The 16817-nt window shown below is 46.1% G+C and carries 15 protein-coding genes; 6 read left to right on the forward strand and 9 right to left on the reverse strand.

The window, feature by feature from the left end; all coding sequences use genetic code 11:
• Positions 1-8: 8 nt before the first annotated feature.
• The gene (locus QUF61_RS05665; RefSeq protein ID WP_289680885.1) at positions 9-1760 is read right to left on the reverse strand and encodes a hypothetical protein; all 1752 of its coding nucleotides are present in this window, start codon (positions 1758-1760) and stop codon (positions 9-11) included.
• A 24-nt stretch (positions 1761-1784) separates the two neighbouring features.
• Between QUF61_RS05665 and QUF61_RS05670 the strand changes: the two genes are divergently transcribed.
• The 3 genes from QUF61_RS05670 (at position 1785) to hflC (ending at position 4898) form a co-directional block, all read left to right on the forward strand.
• Entirely contained in the window at positions 1785-2564 is a 780-nt protein-coding gene (locus QUF61_RS05670; RefSeq protein ID WP_289680886.1) for a ceramidase domain-containing protein, read from the forward strand.
• Between the two features lie 295 nt (positions 2565-2859).
• On the forward strand, positions 2860-4026 hold the full coding sequence (gene hflK, locus QUF61_RS05675; RefSeq protein WP_103919892.1) for an FtsH protease activity modulator HflK: 1167 nt from the start codon (positions 2860-2862) through the stop codon (positions 4024-4026).
• Positions 4026-4898, forward strand: a complete 873-nt coding sequence (gene hflC / locus QUF61_RS05680) for a protease modulator HflC (RefSeq protein ID WP_103919891.1) — start codon at positions 4026-4028, stop codon at positions 4896-4898. Before hflK ends, hflC begins: the two co-directional genes overlap by 1 nt.
• Positions 4899-4955: 57 nt before the next feature.
• On the opposite strand, the gene QUF61_RS05685 is transcribed toward hflC, so the two are convergent.
• Complete coding sequence (locus QUF61_RS05685) at positions 4956-5675, reverse strand: transglycosylase SLT domain-containing protein (RefSeq protein WP_289680887.1); 720 nt, start codon at positions 5673-5675, stop codon at positions 4956-4958.
• 112 nt (positions 5676-5787) lie between these two features.
• On the opposite strand from QUF61_RS05685, the gene dapC reads away from it, so the two are divergent.
• Positions 5788-6978 (forward strand): succinyldiaminopimelate transaminase, encoded by a 1191-nt coding sequence (gene dapC, locus QUF61_RS05690; RefSeq protein ID WP_289680888.1) that lies wholly within the window; start codon positions 5788-5790, stop codon positions 6976-6978.
• Positions 6979-7030: 52 nt separating this feature from the next.
• Here the strand turns inward: dapC and QUF61_RS05695 are convergent, their stop codons facing one another.
• From QUF61_RS05695 to QUF61_RS05710, 4 genes are all read right to left on the reverse strand, one after another.
• Entirely contained in the window at positions 7031-9016 is a 1986-nt protein-coding gene (locus QUF61_RS05695) for an EAL domain-containing protein (protein ID WP_177428403.1), read from the reverse strand.
• Positions 9009-9635: a BON domain-containing protein gene (locus QUF61_RS05700; protein ID WP_103919887.1), complete on the reverse strand. Its 627-nt coding sequence runs from the start codon at positions 9633-9635 to the stop codon at positions 9009-9011. Before QUF61_RS05700 ends, QUF61_RS05695 begins: the two co-directional genes overlap by 8 nt.
• Positions 9636-9705: 70 nt before the next feature.
• Complete coding sequence (locus QUF61_RS05705; RefSeq protein ID WP_289680889.1) at positions 9706-10293, reverse strand: phosphoheptose isomerase; 588 nt, start codon at positions 10291-10293, stop codon at positions 9706-9708.
• A gap of 80 nt (positions 10294-10373) precedes the next feature.
• Positions 10374-11438: a tetratricopeptide repeat protein gene (locus QUF61_RS05710; RefSeq protein ID WP_289680890.1), complete on the reverse strand. Its 1065-nt coding sequence runs from the start codon at positions 11436-11438 to the stop codon at positions 10374-10376.
• A gap of 131 nt (positions 11439-11569) precedes the next feature.
• Here QUF61_RS05710 and QUF61_RS05715 point away from each other — a divergent pair, with 131 nt between their 5' ends.
• Complete coding sequence (locus tag QUF61_RS05715; protein ID WP_103919884.1) at positions 11570-11995, forward strand: tetratricopeptide repeat protein; 426 nt, start codon at positions 11570-11572, stop codon at positions 11993-11995.
• Positions 11996-12363: 368 nt separating this feature from the next.
• Here QUF61_RS05715 and QUF61_RS05720 read toward each other — a convergent pair whose 3' ends face one another.
• Positions 12364-12696 (reverse strand): DUF190 domain-containing protein, encoded by a 333-nt coding sequence (locus tag QUF61_RS05720; protein ID WP_103919882.1) that lies wholly within the window; start codon positions 12694-12696, stop codon positions 12364-12366.
• A 159-nt stretch (positions 12697-12855) separates the two neighbouring features.
• Between QUF61_RS05720 and QUF61_RS05725 the strand changes: the two genes are divergently transcribed.
• The gene (locus tag QUF61_RS05725) at positions 12856-13191 is read left to right on the forward strand and encodes a nucleotidyltransferase family protein (RefSeq protein WP_289680893.1); all 336 of its coding nucleotides are present in this window, start codon (positions 12856-12858) and stop codon (positions 13189-13191) included.
• A 134-nt stretch (positions 13192-13325) separates the two neighbouring features.
• Here the strand turns inward: QUF61_RS05725 and QUF61_RS05730 are convergent, their stop codons facing one another.
• Positions 13326-13634, reverse strand: a complete 309-nt coding sequence (locus QUF61_RS05730; protein ID WP_289680895.1) for a DUF190 domain-containing protein — start codon at positions 13632-13634, stop codon at positions 13326-13328.
• 2 nt (positions 13635-13636) lie between these two features.
• Positions 13637-16381, reverse strand: a complete 2745-nt coding sequence (gene polA / locus QUF61_RS05735) for a DNA polymerase I (protein WP_289680897.1) — start codon at positions 16379-16381, stop codon at positions 13637-13639.
• Positions 16382-16817 lie beyond the last annotated feature (436 nt).

A 16817-nucleotide genomic window follows, 5' to 3' on the forward strand; every position in this document is an offset into this window, starting at 1 on the left:
ATAATGTTCTAAGATACTTTCCATACATGCACCACCGGTTTGCTATTGTCCGCATACAATTCCAACACATAGAGCAGTCCATGATTTCGATCATAAGCCACATCACCGATTTTCAGTCGGCGTTGCGGGCCTGTGCCTAACATGGCAGTTTCCACGCCATCTGGATTTAACAGCAAATGCTCCTCAATATCCAGACTGGCATAGGGTTGTGGCTCCCACGATTGCTTTTGGCCTGTGGCAACCAGCGCCAAGTCCGCCGGATCATACAAAATAAAACGCGCACTGAAACGGGAACTCCACCAGCCACGATAATCAGAATGCCCCGTACAACCGGTCAAATCAGTTGTTGGGCAGGGGCTGCCATCCGCCAGACGGCACAGGGTAAACTGTCCCAGAAATGCTGTTTCCACGCAAACCTGTTCCGCCCCGGCGGGATGTTGCCAACCGTACCAATATTTATCCCCCACGGCCTTATTACCGGCAAACAATACCGCTGATTTAGCACTGCTGGAGGTCAGCCATGCGCCACCTTCCCATTCATCAGGGTGTTGATAGCCCTGCAAGGCTTTACTGACCGTATCATCGCTGCCGCTTGAGCTTTCATACAACAACAAGGGGATTTCTGCCAGGTGGCTGCCATCAGGTGCGGGTGCGCCTTCAGCCATCCAGGGTACATAGGCAAACAATGCAGGGCCTTGCCCGGACCAACCACCGTCACGGTAACGACCGGTTGCCAGATAGCGTCCGGCAGTATAAATATCAGCCCAGGCGGCGGGTATCTCAAATAGATAATCATTGACGCTGTAAGGTGACTGGTTGCCGATAAACCAAGTACCCTGGAAATCAGGGGCAGAAAGATTGGGAGCAAACCAGGCGTGGCTTGCGATATTGGTTGCGGCATCATCCTGGAAATGCTGGCCCCAAGTCAGGTGAATTTTGGGGCCGGTTAACGGATGATCCAGATATGCCATACCGGCGCGCACGATTTCCGCCAGCGTGCTGAAAGCGCCTTGCGCAACATCCTGAAAATCCTGAACAAACTGCGCTTGTGGCAGGTCTTGCGGGGTTTTGGAAATGACCGGTACGGGAATTGACACTTCCGCAACCTGATTGCCATCTTGCAATTCACCATAAGCCAGACGACCATGCCCCATGATAAACAAGGAGCCGGGATAATCATCCACCGCGCCATTGTTGTCGCCATTAGGATTAAAGGTCATGGCATTACCGCCATAAGCAAAGGTTTGTGGGCGTATATCTTCACCGGGCAGACGAAATGCACCCTGATACTGAAAATCACTGGTTTGCAGGGTTTGACCCGTAGCAGGCGCAGTAAGACTGACGCTGACATGGCTGTAAAACAGGCTGTCCATATCCAGCAGCCCATTCATTTGCGTGTCCACGGCAAAATAAAACTGATAATCACCCGGTGACCAAGCGGTAAGACTGGAAACCGGTATGACAGGGAAATCAAACAAAGCACCTTGATAAGTCACAGCCAAATCAGGCAGCCACTGGCCTGATAAATCAAAGTGCAACCAGCCCGCAGGCCCATAAACCGCCAACCACCAATCCGCATCAGCAGCGCTGCTATTAGCCGTCGTGAGGCTGATGCTGACTTGCAAGGTTTCATTGCTTGCCACCGCAACGTTCCCCGTGCTGCCATTGACTTGAATCGAGGGTAACGGCTGTGCGATAGCAATTTGGCTATAAAAAATGATTGCCATAATAATAAATAATCGGTTATAAACACTGTTCATTTTATTTTCCTCCGGTCAAGTTTTATGATGTCAGCAAAAAATAAAGAAACTTTAGGTTTTAGTCTGATTTTTGTTTTTCTCTTGTTTGCCCTCATCGTTTTGTTTTCACAAAATCCGATTGCACAAGATCTCAGCTATCACTTATTTAAAGATACAAGAGAAATCAGCGGGGTGCCGAATTTCTGGAATGTCTTTTCCAACTTGCCTTTTTTGCTGCTTGGACTGTTGGGTTTATATAAAATCAATAAGCTGCAATTAGTCAGTGACTTAAAAATAGCCTATATTTTGTTGTTTATGGGCAGCGCGCTGGTGGCTTTGGGTTCAGCTTATTATCACCTGTGGCCCAATAATCAGACTTTGGTTTGGGATCGATTGCCCATGACCATTGCCTTTATGGCGCTGTTTAGCATTATTATTGCGGAGTTTATTTCAATCCGGCTTGGCAGATGGTTATTGTGGCCTTTAATCCTGCTGGGCATGGCATCGGTGGTTTACTGGCATTTGACTGAATCCTGGGGGCAGGGTGATCTAAGATATTACGCGCTGGTGCAGTTTTTCCCTATTCTGGCGATTCCCGTGATTTTGTTGTGCTTCCGTCCGTCTTATACCAGGGTGTTCGCCTATTGGTGGTTATTGCTGGCTTATCTGCTTGCCAAGCTGTTTGAAATGTTGGATGCAGAAATTTATCAGATTTTGCCTGTCAGCGGTCATTCCTTAAAACATGTACTGGCTGCACTGGGCTTGTATATTTTGCTGAAGGCTTATGAGCAACGCCACCTAACGACTGCTGAGCGTGAAACTTAAACAATGCCAAATATGGCTTTATCAAACCGAATGCGGCAGTGCTGAAATTAAAACCCTATGAAATCGGGTGTTCCATAGACCTGACAGGTTTTTAAAAACCTGTCAGGTCTTTGCTCCGGTAGTTCCATTTGAAGCTAACCTTCAAAGTCATGATCTTGAACATTTTATCGCTAAAACCCAGCATAAGGTTTTTTTAGGCAAAAAGCACAAAATTCAGCACACATTGCATCCTGGCTACCTGATACGGTATCATGCCAGTTTTGCATAATTCACTTGAACCTTACGGAGTCATTTAATGGCCTGGAACGAACCAGGTGGCAACGGGAAAGATCCCTGGGGCCACCGTAATAACGAACAAGGTCCCCCCGACCTCGATGAACTGATTAAAAAAATGCAGGACAAACTTGGCGGCCTGTTTGGTGGTTCAGGAGACGGTGGCGGTAGTAGCAATCAGAATAATAACGGGTGGAATTTTAAAATTATCCTGGTGTTATCGATCATAGGTTTAATGATCTGGATGCTATTTGGTTTTTACACCATTCAACCCGCTTACCAAGGGCTGGTATTACGTTTTGGTGCATACGAACGTACTTCAGAGCAAGGTTTGAACTGGCATTTCCCTTATCCGGTTGAACGTGTTATCAAGCTCAATGTAGATGAGCGTCGGGTTGTTCAGCATCAGGCATTGATGCTGACTAAAGATGAAAACATCGTTGATGTATCGCTTGCGGTGCAATTTAAGGTGGAAAATTCTGAGTATTATTTATTCAATGTACGTGACCCTGAAGATACCTTAAAACAAGCCACAGAAAGCGCTTTACGCGAAGTTGTTGGCACCAGTACCATGGATGATGTCTTAACCACCGGACGGGATTTGGTGGCAGAACAAACCCGTGAGCTGACCCAGGATATTTTGGGACGCTATAAAACCGGCTTGTTGGTGCTCAGCGTGAATATGCAAAATGCACAACCACCGGAAGAAGTGCAGGGTGCTTTTGCTGATGTGATTAAAGCCCGTGAAGATGAAGAACGTCTGAAGAACAAAGCGGATGCCTACCGCAATGAAGTGGTACAAAAAGCTGGGGGTGTGTCTGATCGCATGACTCAGGAAGCGGAAGCCTATCGCGCTGAAGTTGTTGAACGCGCCAATGGTGAAACCCGGCGTTTCCTTAGTATCTTAAAAGAATATCAAGCTGCCCCGGATATCACTCGCGAGCGTCTTTATCTGGAAATGATGGAAGGTGTTTTATCCAATACCAGTAAGGTCATGATTAATACCCAGCAAAGTAATCCCTTATTATTTTTACCCTTAGAGCAAATGATGAAAGGCAAATATAGTGCTGCAACGTCAAGAGACGGCTCTGAAATCGGGCAGTTGGTACAACCCAGTGCGCCGCAGGCCGGTTCCGTTGAAACGCGACCATCCAGAGAAACATCACGTTCTGGCAGGAGATCACGCTAATGGGTAATAAACAAACGTTTCAATTAGTATTGGCAGTTATTGTTTTCATGCTGTTTCTGGCTTCTCTGTTTACCGTACAGCAAACAGAATATGCCTTAAAACTGCGTTTTGGTAAGGTGGTCAGTGCCGACTTTGATCCTGGGTTAAATTTTAAATTACCGTTTGTGGATCGCATTCGTTATTTTGAACGCCGTATCCAAACCCTGGATGCACCACCTGAGCGTTTCCTGACCAGCGAAAAGAAAAACCTGATTGTTGATTCTTTCGTTAAATGGCGCATTGTCAATGTTGAAAAATTCTATACCTCGGTTGGTGGTAATGAATTACGTGCAGGTCAGCGTCTGGCGGAAATTATTGCCGGTGTGCTGCGCAGTAAAATTGCTTCGCGCACGATTAAGGAAGTTGTTTCCGGTGATCGCGCCGAGATTATGAGTTCCATCGCGGAAGATACCCAGAAAAATGCCGATGGCATGGGCATTAAAGTCGTTGATGTGCGGATTAAACAAATCGACCTGCCGCAGGAAGTCAGCCAGTCGGTTTATAAACGTATGGAAGCCGAGCGTGAGCGTGTCGCTAAAGACCTGCGCTCTCGCGGTGAAGCGGAAGCCGTGCGTATCCAGGCAGATGCCGACCGCCAGAAAATTGTATTACTGGCGGAAGCCCATCGTAAATCAGAAGAAATTCGGGGTTTAGGTGATGCAGAATCGGCTAAGATTTATGCCGATGCATTTTCTCAGGATAAAGAATTTTATTCTTTATACCGCAGTCTGAATGCCTATGAGAAAACCTTTAATAATAAATCAGATGTGCTGGTAGTGGAGCCAGATTCTGAGTTCTTTAAATACTTTAATCAGTCTAAACAGAAGGATTGATTGAGTAGAGACGTAGCAGTTTAGTAGAGACGTAGCATTGCTACGTCTCTACTATAATTATTGATAACGCGCATACAAATCCATGACCTTGACAACATAATTCTGGGTTTCCCGATAGGGCGGAATTTTATTACCATAACGCATCACCGCGCCTTCCCCGGCATTATAAGCCGCCAAAGCCAGTTTAATATCATTAAAACGCCCCAGTAGTTGTTTCAGATAACGGGTGCCACCATCTAAATTATCCGCCGGATCATAACGATCCCGCACGCCTAAGTGTTTTGCCGTAGCGGGCATTAACTGCATTAAACCAACCGCGCCTTTAGGTGAAATGGCATCGGCGTTATACGCCGACTCCGCTGTGACCACAGCATGAATTAACGCCGGATCAAGTTGATACAGATTGGCTGTTTGGCGGATTAATGGCGCGTAATGCTCAGAGAGTTTACCTAATGCCGTGACCGCAACCCCCAAATCAATATTCTCAGGTAATCCCGGGCTATCACCAGAATAAATCAATTGATAACGCATATCTGGCGGTTGATCGGTCAGATGCACTATGCCTTTGGGGTCAATATATTTATAAATTTCCACGCTGGCAACAAAGCCGGTTTTTTTCAAAGCCCGCTTGGTTAAGGTGGGTTTGGGCTTTGCATTCCGTGGCTGATTGGTAAAATACATATTACCGTTGGCATCGGTATAACTGTAAATTTCACTGGCCTGTCCCGTAGAAAAAGCCAAAAAGCAAAGCAATAAGACTATCCTGTGATTTTTCATGTCATTTCTCTCATGCAAATGTTTGTTTTATTTTTAAAGAATAATTGATTGCAAAACTAATGCAAACCACTTATTTTCTCATTCCACATTCAGTGCTTTGGTATCGATACTCATGAATCCTGATCTCGCAAAACTGCAAGCTTACCCGTTTGAAAAACTCAGAAAATTAAAAGCCGGTATAAAACCTGCCAAAGATTCACCAATTTTACTGTCAATTGGTGAGCCTAAACACCCTACGCCGGAAATAATTAAACAAGCCATTATTGACAATCTTGACGGTTTGGCAAAGTACCCCCTGACCAAAGGTGATACGGCATTGCGTGAAGCCATCAGTCATTGGTTAGTTGAGCGTTTCAGCCTGTCTGCGGCCAATCCTGAAACTCAGGTATTACCCGTTAACGGCACCCGCGAAGCATTATTTGCTTTTGCCCAGGCGGTTTTAGATCGTACTCAGGTTAATGCAAGAGTATTATTGCCCAATCCGTTTTATCAGATTTATGAAGGTGCGGCATTGCTCGCCGGGGTGCAGCCGGAATTTATTAATATCAGTGAGCGCAGTGGTTTAATCCCAGATTTTGACAGCATTACCGAATCAACCTGGCAGCAATGTCAGTTGCTGTATATTTGCACCCCAGGCAATCCTACCGGTGCAGTGATTCCGCTGGCAACCTTAAAACATTTGATTGAACTGGCGCAGCGTTATGATTTTATCATCGCCTCTGATGAATGTTATTCTGAATTATACCAGGATGAAAATCAGCCTCCACCGGGTTTATTGCAGGCTGCAACAGAAATGGGCAACACGGAATTTAAACAGTGCGTGGTATTCCACAGCCTGTCCAAACGCTCGAATGCACCGGGGCTGCGTTCCGGTTTTGTTGCCGGGGATGCCACTATTTTACAAAAATTTTTACTCTATCGCACTTATCACGGCTGCGCCATGCCTCCCGCCATGCAAGCCGCCAGTACCGCTGCCTGGTCAGATGAAAGCCATGTGCGCCAAAATCGTTTGTGGTATCAGGAAAAATTTATTGCGGTTGAGGAAATTTTAGCCCCCGTATTGAAGTTTTCACGGCCTCCTGCGGGTTTTTATCTGTGGCCGCAAACACCGATGCCTGATGCGCTATTCACCCGCGAATTATATGCCCAGGAAAATGTGACAGTGTTACCGGGTTCGTATTTATCGCGGGATACAGTGCAAGGCAACCCCGGCGCGGGACATGTGCGTATTGCCCTGGTTGCGCCGCTGGAGGAGTGTTTGGAAGCGGCACGGCGGATTGTGCATTTTATTGAAGCGCAATAGGTTTTTCTGGCGTTTTCTTATGCTTGAAATCAATATCCATGCAAGATGGGCTTTATCCATTTTTCACAAATGCTGCATACTGCCCTAAATCACTGTGCGGTTTACCAATATAAAAACCTTGCGAGTAATTGATACCAATTTCTATTACGCTGTCCAACACCGCTTTGGAGTGGACATGTTCGGCAATGGTTTTTATGCCCAGTTGGGTGGCAAAATTCTGAATGGTTTTGACAATCAGGCGCGAGCTTTCATCCTGATCCAGATCACGCACCAGTGAAGCGTCAATTTTTAGATAATCAACATCCAATTTCAGAATATAGTCAAAATTAGAATACCCCGAGCCAAAGTCATCAATGGCGATACGACAGCCCAGTTGCTTGGCGCGGTGGATAAAAGCTGTCACTTCAGGAAAGTTTTCTATGCCTTCAGACTCCAGCAATTCAATCACCAGTTGTTTACCGATATTGTATTGTTTGATGCAATTCAGGATGAAAGCAACGGTTTCCTGATCCAGAATATCATCAGTGCTGAGATTAAGTGAAAACTGGTAGCATGAAGTATCCTGAATTTTTTCTAATATCTGCTCCAGCATCATGCGGGTGATGTGGTGATAAAGTTTGGTAGTTTTTGCCGCGTTGATAAAACGCCCCGGTAAAACCAGTTGGTTTTGTTCATCAAATAAACGTGCCAGACATTCATATTTTTCGACATTCAGCGTTTTATTATTCAGAATCGGCTGGAAATGCGCATGAACCTTTCCTTGTTGGATGGCGGTTTTAACCAGCCGTGCTTCCTCCAGATTACGCGCATAGATTTGGTGCATTTCAATACCGGGGTTATAGACCAGCATTGGTTTGCGTGTGCGTTTTGCCGTTTTCAGGGCTAAGGCAGCAGCGGATAATAAATGGGATTTTGCCACTGGCGGGTGGAGCGACAGGCCCAGACTAACGCCCAGCAGAATTTCTGAATCACTTTGGGTTGTAAAAGTATGCGTTTCCAGTAACTGGTGCAGTTCCTGGCAAAATGCCAATAATTGTGCTTCTGAATCCAGTTGTAAGGCAGTGATAGCAAACTCATCAGCAGATAAGCGATATAACTCACTATTACTGTTTTGAATATAAGGTTGCAGATAATCTGCAATGCCACAGAGAATTTCATCACCATTTTGATGACCAAAAAAATTATTAATTTCCCGAAAACCATCAATATCCACCAGAATGAGTACCTTGATAGCAACTTGTTCCAGGTCATTTAATAATTTTGTGCGGTTGGGCAGGCCCGTCAGATGGTCAGTGAATAGCTCTTCACGTAAGGCTTTGGAGGTAATTTCCAATTGATTTTTATAGGCAATAATTTCGCTGATGTCGGTAAATGTTGCCACATAAAGTTTTTCCTTACCTTGCTGGCGTGAGGCGCGCACTTTAACATCAAAAATATAATCCCGACCATGATATAAAATCCGCACTTTATGTGACTGTTTTGGGCGTGAGGCAATATATTCTACCCACAACTCATCACCCATATATTCTAATACGCAGGCATCCTTATCATGGACGCAAGCAATAAAAAAATTACAAATACAATTATATTCAGTGAGAAATGCCTTTAAATCCGGGTATTCTGAAAAAAGTTGAAAAAATGCCAGATTTACATTGCGCAGTTGCTTGCCATCGGTCAACATCACAATATTGATTTGTGAATCGAGAATGTTTTGAGTCAGCGATTGCGTTACTGCAAGTTCACGGGTGCGGTGTTTAACTTTTTCTTCCAACTGGATATTCAAGCGTTGCAGGGCTTCATCTTTCGCTGTCAATTGCACCACTTGTCTTGAAGAGTCCTGCTGCAATATTTTGATTTTACCCAGCAAAAACCCAAAAATCATACCCACCACGACAGGTATGATGAAAAAACGAATGGGAATTTCGGCAGCACCCAGCTTTAACACATACCAATACTGAAACAAGGCAAAGGGCAAAATATATAGGATTGCAATTGAAATATATCTTGCGTAAATCCAATGTTTTTGTATTTTATTCACTGACCGTATCATTTTCATGAACGATCAACTTGACGTATTCGATCAGTGGAATCACCTTTTTCACCCCATCAACCCGGCGGATAGTATCAATCGCGGCATCGGCTTCTTCCCGACTTAACAGCCCCATGACATATACGGTGCGGTTGGAGAGTGTCATATGCACATGGCTGGCATTAAAAAACTGTTTACCCACTAAAGCTGCGGTGATGCGGATGCGTAAATTGGAATCATATTCACGACTTTCCTGAGACAGTAGTGGTGCAATATGGATTTCATTGTGAATTTTACGAATATTAGGCACATGGTCTAAAATTTGTTTAATTGCTTGCTGACGCACCGCATCACTGGGCGCTTCCCCGGCTAACAGCACAATGCGGTTATAAGATAAAAATTTAATCCGCGCTTGTGTGGCCACCGTTTTATCTTTTTCCAGGGCCGTCTGGATGGCCTGGATAATGTTATCATCCAGCTCGGAAATTTCCGCGCTGCGGCGATCTGTAAACACCCGGGTAGCCGCTGCACCCGTTGCAAAAAGGGCTGTGCCCACCGCCAAGGTACCGCAGCCCTGTAGCGATAAATTAACAAGAATAAGACAAAAAACAGCAATAAACTTTTTCATGAGATTTCCTTTTTGGCATGGGTTAAAGCTGTTTGCAGCAGCTTTAGGGCTGAATGAAATTACATCAGACTCAGGTTAAATACGTATAATCTACCAGATCACACAGGCAATGAATAATCAATAAATGCACTTCCTGAATCCTTGCGGTAGATTGTGCTGGAACGCGCAGTTCCAGATCGTCTGCGCTTAATTGTTTAGCAACCTTGCCACCATCTTTTCCGGTTAAAGCCAGCACCTGCATACCTTGTTGTTGGGCGCTTGTAATCGCCGCCACCACACTGGGTGAATGCCCACTGGTGGTAATCGCCAGTAACACATCTCCGGCTTGTCCCAAGGCTTCAATCTGACGGGCGAAAACCCGCTCATAACAATAATCATTAGCAATGGATGTCAGCGTGGACGTATCCGTGGTCAGGGCGATTGCTGGCAAAGCCCGCCGCTCTGTTTCAAAGCGATTGAGCATTTCTGAAGAAAAGTGTTGGGCATCGCCCGCTGAGCCACCATTACCACAACTGAGTATCTTGCCGCCCTGTTGCAGACAGGCGCTGATTTTTGCCGCGCCTTGCACGATACCTGCGGGCAGGCTTGTCAATGCTGCCTGCTTAGTGGCGATACTTTGCAAAAAGTGCTGCGTAACCCGGTTTTGTAAGTCTTCCATTAAGGTGATTTCCGTTAAGGGCTTGATTTAGGAACAAGCATTTTATAATACTCAAAACTGGATTAGTCTTTATTTTATTCTCACTCCTTAGCTTGAACTTCCCGCGCCAGTCGCTGCGCTTCAGCAATTTGTTCACTGGTTAAACGACCTGCCAGGGTTTGCCTTGATTCCAATGCGCCTTTAGCGCCTTGCGCTGTTGCCAACAAATACCACTGATATGCCAGCACAAAATCCTGCGGCACCCCTTGCCCCAGTTCATACATGACCCCCAGGATAAACTGGGCTTCAGGATAACCCTGGTTCGCCGCGCGCGTCTGCCAGTAAGCGGCTTTGCTATAATCCTGAACAACACCTTCTCCCGTATAATGACGCACCCCCAGCACGGATTGTGCTGCACTGTGACCTTGCTTTGCCGCCTGTTGATACCAGTCCAGCGCTGTGCTGTCATTTTTTGCCACACCTTTGCCCTGTTCATACATTTGGCCCAGCATAAACTGAGCTTTGGCTTTGCCCTGTTTGGCTAAAGGCTGACAATAGGACAAGGCTTGTGCATAATTTTTTTGCTTCAGCACTTGCTGACATTCAGCCAAAGAATGTACGGGTGCGGTTGTTGTGTCGCTTGTTTCATGCGTTGCCACTTCTGCTTCTTCTGCTTCTGCTTCTGTTGTTTGTGCGGTCTCTTGTTCAGCAAGGGGCTCAGCAACAGTTTCAGCAACGATTTTCTCTTCAGCAGCGACTGTTTCGGTGTTTTTCACAACCACTTCAGTGCCTAAACGCTGTTTAAAGTCTTTGACTACTTGCAAACAGGAAAATGCATAACCACGTTTTAACTTATCCAGGGTTTCTGCTGTTTTTGGTTTTTTTGCAAAACGTTGTTTAATTTTCTTACAACGCTTATCCCGCTCTTTCTCCACTTTGGTAAACTGTGTCTTGAGATGAGAATCCTCGTGATGCGTTTGTAAATAACGAGTCAGTGGATCGATATATTTTTGTGCAAATAACTTATCCACTTCAGCATCAGCACGGGATTTGAGATTTGCCGCTTCCGTCTCAATAGTAGCTTCATCCACTGTAGCCTTCTCAGGCATCGTTTCACAAGCGCCTAGAAATAGACTCAGGGCAATAATCAGGATGTGTTTTTTCATATTCTGTTGTCTCCACCTGTCCAGGCAATAGGTCTGGGGCTCAGTAGTATAATACCAATCCCAATAGAAGACGATTTTTGTCACAAAATAGCAATATCTATTTTTTTCGCCGTCACAATCAGGAGTTTAATATGTCCAAAGAAATCAACATGGACCTTAACAGCGGTATTTCCGCTTTTGAAACCAAAAATTTTGCCTTGTCTTATCAATTACTGGCACCGCTTGCCGAACAAGGCGAAGCCGAAGCACAGTATCGCATGGCTATCATGCTGCAAAATGGTCTTGGTATGGTGGCAAATGAAGCAAAAGCCGTGCAACTTATGCAACAAGCCGCCGAACAAGGCCACGCCTTGGCCCAGCATGGCCTGGGTTTTATGTACATGGAAGGCGAATGCGTGGAACAAGATGGCAAAACAGCCGCCAAATGGTTTAAACAAGCAGCGGAACAAGGTCTGGTTGGCTCCCTGACCACGTTGGCAAGTCTCTATGAACAAGGCATAGGCGTGGAAAAAAATCTGGAAGAAGCGCAGCGTTTATATAAACTGGCGGGATTTTAAGAATAACTTCTGCGTAATGAATTATGTTCTGGAACTGAATAGGGTATAAGGAAGAAAACAAAATTTCCAGGACATCGCTAACATGCAGGTATTGTTTGGCTGTAATTGCTGCATAAGCCTGTTTTTCGAGTTTGGAACACAATTGGCTCCATCCTCTGAACTCATGGAAATGTTCTGAAGACCAAACTGCATCCTGATAAGCTGCTTTATACCCCTGTACCAAGCCATTTTCCCGGTCACTGCCGAGACTTTGTCTCGCTCCCACGCGCCTTGCGTGGGAGCAAGCCGTGACGCGCCTGCGTCACGAATCAACACACGGCACAGGCGCGCCTCTACGGGAAATCTATTTTATAAAAAAGCAGCACTGTTCAGGTGCCGGTTCTTGCAGGCCAATACACCCAATGCCCCGGTTTCATTTCCTGTTCCAGATAGACTAACACCGGCTTGATTTTTTCCGCTTCATCAAAAAATTCCAGTGCAATCGGTAAGTCCAGCGATAAATCCAGTAAATGCGCCTCATGTAGTTGTCTGGAATCACCAAAACCGCTGATGCCACGAAACAAGGTCACGCCGCTGATGTGATAGTCATCATGCAGCACTTTCAGCAGTTGTTTAAGTTGCGCCTGTTTGGCTTCGGTTAAATACACCCGCACAAATAACACGTCCTGATGATTCATTATTAACACAAAATTTACAGACATCCACAAAATTTACAGACATCCATGTTTTTGATTGGTTCAAAACATGAGTGTCTCCAAATTTAACATCTCCAAATTTAACACTGAATTTGAAACTGAAATCAATGAGATGATTGAAGCTGTTTTAGCGGGAATGTACACTGGAATAAGAGAGACTTAACCATGAACTTGATGATGGACTCGGACAATACCATGAATAAAGATGCTTTACATTTAACTGGCATTCTGCGGATTCTACGGGTGCATAAAAAACAGCTACAGGCACATTACGGAATTCGCCGCTTGGCGGTATTCGGCTCGCGTGCGCGCGGAGAGCAAGACTCTGAAAGCGATATTGACATTCTCGTGGAATTGGGCGACACGCCGTTGGGTCTCCGCTATTTTGCGCTGGTGCGCGAAATTGCCGCACTGTTTCCGGTAAAAACTGATGTGGTTTCTCGCGCTGCGCTCAAGCCCCGTTATTTTGAAGCGATAAAAGAGGATTTACACTATGCCTAAGCGTGAAGCTGCTTTGTTGTCTCGCTCCCACGCGCCTTGCGTGGGAGCAAGCCGTGACGCGCCTGCGTCACGAATCAACACGCGGCACAGGCGCGCCTCTACGGGAAATCTATTTTATAAAAAAGCAGCACTGTTCAGGTGCCGGTTCTTGCAGGCCAATACACCCAATGCCCCGGTTTCATTTCCTGTTCCAGATAGACTAACACCGGCTTGATTTTTTCCGCTTCATCAAAAAATTCCAGTGCAATCGGTAAGTCCAGCGATAAATCCAGTAAATGCGCCTCATGTAGTTGTCTGGAATCACCAAAACCGCTGATGCCGCGAAACAAGGTCACGCCGCTGATGTGATAGTCATCATGCAGCACTTTCAGCAGTTGTTTAAGTTGCGCCTGTTTGGCTTCGGTTAAATACACCCGCACAAATAACACGTCCTGATGATTCATTATTAATGCGCCTCATCCCAGTTTTTGCCATAACCCGCGTCCACTCGTAGTGGTACTTTCAAGCTGGCAGCCTGCTCCATAATGGTGCAAATCTGTTTACTGTATGCTGTCACATGCTCCGCTGGCAGTTCAAACACCAGTTCATCATGCACCTGCATGATCATGGTCACATCCGGGTGGCTTTGTGAAATCCAGGCATCCACGTCTATCATGGCGCGTTTGATAATATCCGCCGCCGTGCCCTGCATGGGTGCGTTAATCGCAGCACGTTCGGCGGCTTTGCGGCGGGCGACATTACGCGAATTGATTTCCGTAATCTGCAAACGCCGCCCGAATACAGTTTCTACATAACCCAAGTCCAGCGCATGTTGGCGGGTTTCGTCCATATAATTGAGCACACCGGGATAACGTTCAAAATATTCATCCACATAATGCTGTGCCACCTTGCGGGTGATATTGAGTTGTTTGGCTAAACCAAACGCCGACATGCCATAAATCAGGCCAAAGTTGATGGCTTTTGCGCTACGGCGCTGGTCTTTATCCACCTCCGCCAGTGCCACGCCAAAAATTTCTGCCGCTGTTGCGCTGTGTACGTCCAAGTCATTGGCAAAAGCCTCCAGCAAGGCTGCATCACCGGATAAATGCGCCATGATGCGCAGTTCTATCTGGGAATAATCCGCCGCCACTAACACCTTGCCTTGTGGTGGAATAAACGCCTGGCGTATTTTGCGGCCTTCTTCCGTGCGTATCGGGATATTCTGCAAGTTGGGGTTGCTGGAAGACAAGCGCCCGGTGACGGTGACGGCCTGATGATAGGAGGTATGCACGCGCCCGGTTTCGGGGTTAATCTGCGCGGGCAGCTTGTCGGTATAAGTGGATTTGAGTTTGCTCAGGCGGCGGTGTTCCATGATGAGATGCGGCAGTGGGTAGTCCTGCGCCAGTTCCTGCAACACGGATTCTGCCGTAGACGGCTGACCTTTGGGGGTTTTGCTCAAAACCGGCAGCCCCATTTTTTCAAATAAAATGACTTGTAATTGTTTGGGTGAGCCGAGGTTAAATTCTTCCCCCGCCAGTTCATAACTTTCCTGCTCCAGCGTTTGCAGGCGTTGCGCCAGTTGTTTGCTTTGCTGAAACAAGGCATTGGCATCAATCAAAACCCCGTGATGCTCGATTTTTTGTAACACCGATAACAAGGGCAGTTCATAGTTTTCAAAAATACCCTGTAACTTCTTATCCGCTTGTAATTGTGGCCAGAGGTTTTCATGCAAACGCAGGGTAATATCAGCATCTTCCGCAGCATAAGGCGCGGCCTGTTCCAGCGCTATCTGGTTAAAGGTCAGTTGTTTTTTACCCTTGCCAGCAATGTCTTCAAACTTAATCGTCTGATGCCCCAGATAATTAAAAGCCAGTGTATCCATATCAAAACGCCTGCCGGTGCTGTCCAGGGCGTAAGCTTCCAGCATGGTATCGTAAGCGATGCCGCGTAGCATGATACCTTCATGTTGCAATATATGGGCATCATATTTGATATGCTGCCCGATTTTTTTCAATTCAGAATTTTCCAGCAAAGGTTTGAGTTCCGCCAGCATTTGCGCCCTGTCCAGTTGCTGCGGTACACCCAGATAATCATGAGCCAAAGGTAAATAAGCCGCTTCGCCGCTGGCAACCGCAAAAGACACCCCGACTAAACGCGCTTCCATATAATCCAGCGCGGTAGTTTCGGTATCAAAGGCAAAATATGGGGCTTGCTCCAGTTTTTGTTTCCAGACCAGCCATTGTTCATGGCTTAAAATGGTCTGGTAATCATGGCTTGGCTCGGGCGCTGTTGTGGTTTGTTCTGAAACCAGGGTAAAAACCGTATGATCGCCCAGTTCCAACTCTTCCAGCCAGCTTTTAAAGGCCAAATCACGATAATACTCACTCAGTTGCTGGATATTGGTTTCACCGCGTTTTAAGTCCAGCGGCATTTCCCGTAGCGGCAAATCACAACGAATCGTCACCAGTTTTTCAGACAAGGGAATTTGTTCCAGGCTGTTGCGCAGATTCTCGCCAACCTTGCCTTTAATCTGCTCCGCCTGTTCCAGTATCGCTGCCAGCGAGCCGTATTGTTTCAGCCATTTAACGGCAGTTTTCGGCCCGACTTTTGGCACACCCGGCACGTTATCCGAGGTATCCCCCACCAAGGCCAGATAATCAATAATCTGTGCTGGCAATATGCCAAATTTATCTTCCACCCCGGCTTCATCCAGCACGGTTTCCTGCATGGTGTCAATTAAACACACCTGCGGGTTCACCAGTTGCGCCATGTCCTTATCACCGGTGAAGATTTTAACCGGCATGTCCAAAGCCTGCGCCTGCCGGGTTAAGCTGCCAATCACATCATCAGCCTCGACCCCAGGCTCCATCAATAAGGGCAGCCCCATTGCCTTGACAATCTGATGAATAGGCTCGATTTGTGCGCGCAACTCTTCCGGCATGGGTGGGCGGTTGGCTTTATATTCGGGATACCAGTCATCACGAAAGGTTTTGCCCTTGGCATCAAACACCACGGCGATATACTGCGGATGATGCTCTTTAAGCAAACGCCGCAGCATATTGGTAATACCATAAATCGCCCCGGTGGGCTGTCCACTGGTATTACTGAGCGATGGCATGGCGTAAAAAGCGCGATACAAATACGCAGAGCCATCAACCAAATACAACGTTGCGGGTTCTGAATGCGTAGGGGTGTGAGTTTCAGTATTCATTAACAGGATTCGTTTTATGATAAATGAAGTTTCCACCGTAAACGGTGGCCATGCTGCATATTTGAGTAAAAATAATGGAATGCTTGTGGATATTTTAACGAATTGATAGTATTCAATCTTGGATATTTATACGATATTGGCTTCATTCGTTACCCGCAACGCCATTGACGATATCGATAATGCCTTCAAACATTTCTTCAGGCGTATAAAAGCAGGGGAAAAATCAGGTTTTCCAAAATTCAAACGCAAAGATGTCAAAGATTCGTTTGCTCTGCGGAAAAAGCCAAATTTGACATAATCGGGTGCGAACTTCGCATTGAAAAACTCAATATTTCAGCTTTCGTTAAAACTAAACCAGACGTAAAAACAGGTATTCTTGAAGCAAAAAGTGCAATTTTTCTTGACTAAAGCGTTCTTCGACATTTGAGACATTGCA

This window comes from Candidatus Venteria ishoeyi, assembly GCF_030378065.1.
Taxonomy (GTDB): Bacteria; Pseudomonadota; Gammaproteobacteria; order Beggiatoales; family Beggiatoaceae; genus Venteria; species Venteria ishoeyi.

Bases quoted from the DNA above. Each gene is read 5' to 3' on its own strand.
- QUF61_RS05715 (WP_103919884.1), top strand. From the start codon at position 11,570: ATGTCCAAAGAAATCAACATGGACCTTAACAGCGGTATTTCCGCTTTT.
- QUF61_RS05705 (WP_289680889.1), bottom strand. From the start codon at position 10,293: ATGGAAGACTTACAAAACCGGGTTACGCAGCACTTTTTGCAAAGTATC.
- QUF61_RS05730 (WP_289680895.1), bottom strand. From the start codon at position 13,634: ATGAATCATCAGGACGTGTTATTTGTGCGGGTGTATTTAACCGAAGCC.
- hflK (WP_103919892.1), top strand. From the start codon at position 2,860: ATGGCCTGGAACGAACCAGGTGGCAACGGGAAAGATCCCTGGGGCCAC.
- QUF61_RS05710 (WP_289680890.1), bottom strand. From the start codon at position 11,438: ATGAAAAAACACATCCTGATTATTGCCCTGAGTCTATTTCTAGGCGCT.
- hflC (WP_103919891.1), top strand. From the start codon at position 4,026: ATGGGTAATAAACAAACGTTTCAATTAGTATTGGCAGTTATTGTTTTC.
- dapC (WP_289680888.1), top strand. From the start codon at position 5,788: ATGAATCCTGATCTCGCAAAACTGCAAGCTTACCCGTTTGAAAAACTC.
- QUF61_RS05670 (WP_289680886.1), top strand. From the start codon at position 1,785: ATGATGTCAGCAAAAAATAAAGAAACTTTAGGTTTTAGTCTGATTTTT.
- QUF61_RS05700 (WP_103919887.1), bottom strand. From the start codon at position 9,635: ATGAAAAAGTTTATTGCTGTTTTTTGTCTTATTCTTGTTAATTTATCG.
- QUF61_RS05685 (WP_289680887.1), bottom strand. From the start codon at position 5,675: ATGAAAAATCACAGGATAGTCTTATTGCTTTGCTTTTTGGCTTTTTCT.
- QUF61_RS05725 (WP_289680893.1), top strand. From the start codon at position 12,856: ATGAACTTGATGATGGACTCGGACAATACCATGAATAAAGATGCTTTA.
- QUF61_RS05720 (WP_103919882.1), bottom strand. From the start codon at position 12,696: ATGTCTGTAAATTTTGTGTTAATAATGAATCATCAGGACGTGTTATTT.
- QUF61_RS05665 (WP_289680885.1), bottom strand. From the start codon at position 1,760: ATGAACAGTGTTTATAACCGATTATTTATTATTATGGCAATCATTTTT.
- polA (WP_289680897.1), bottom strand. From the start codon at position 16,381: ATGAATACTGAAACTCACACCCCTACGCATTCAGAACCCGCAACGTTG.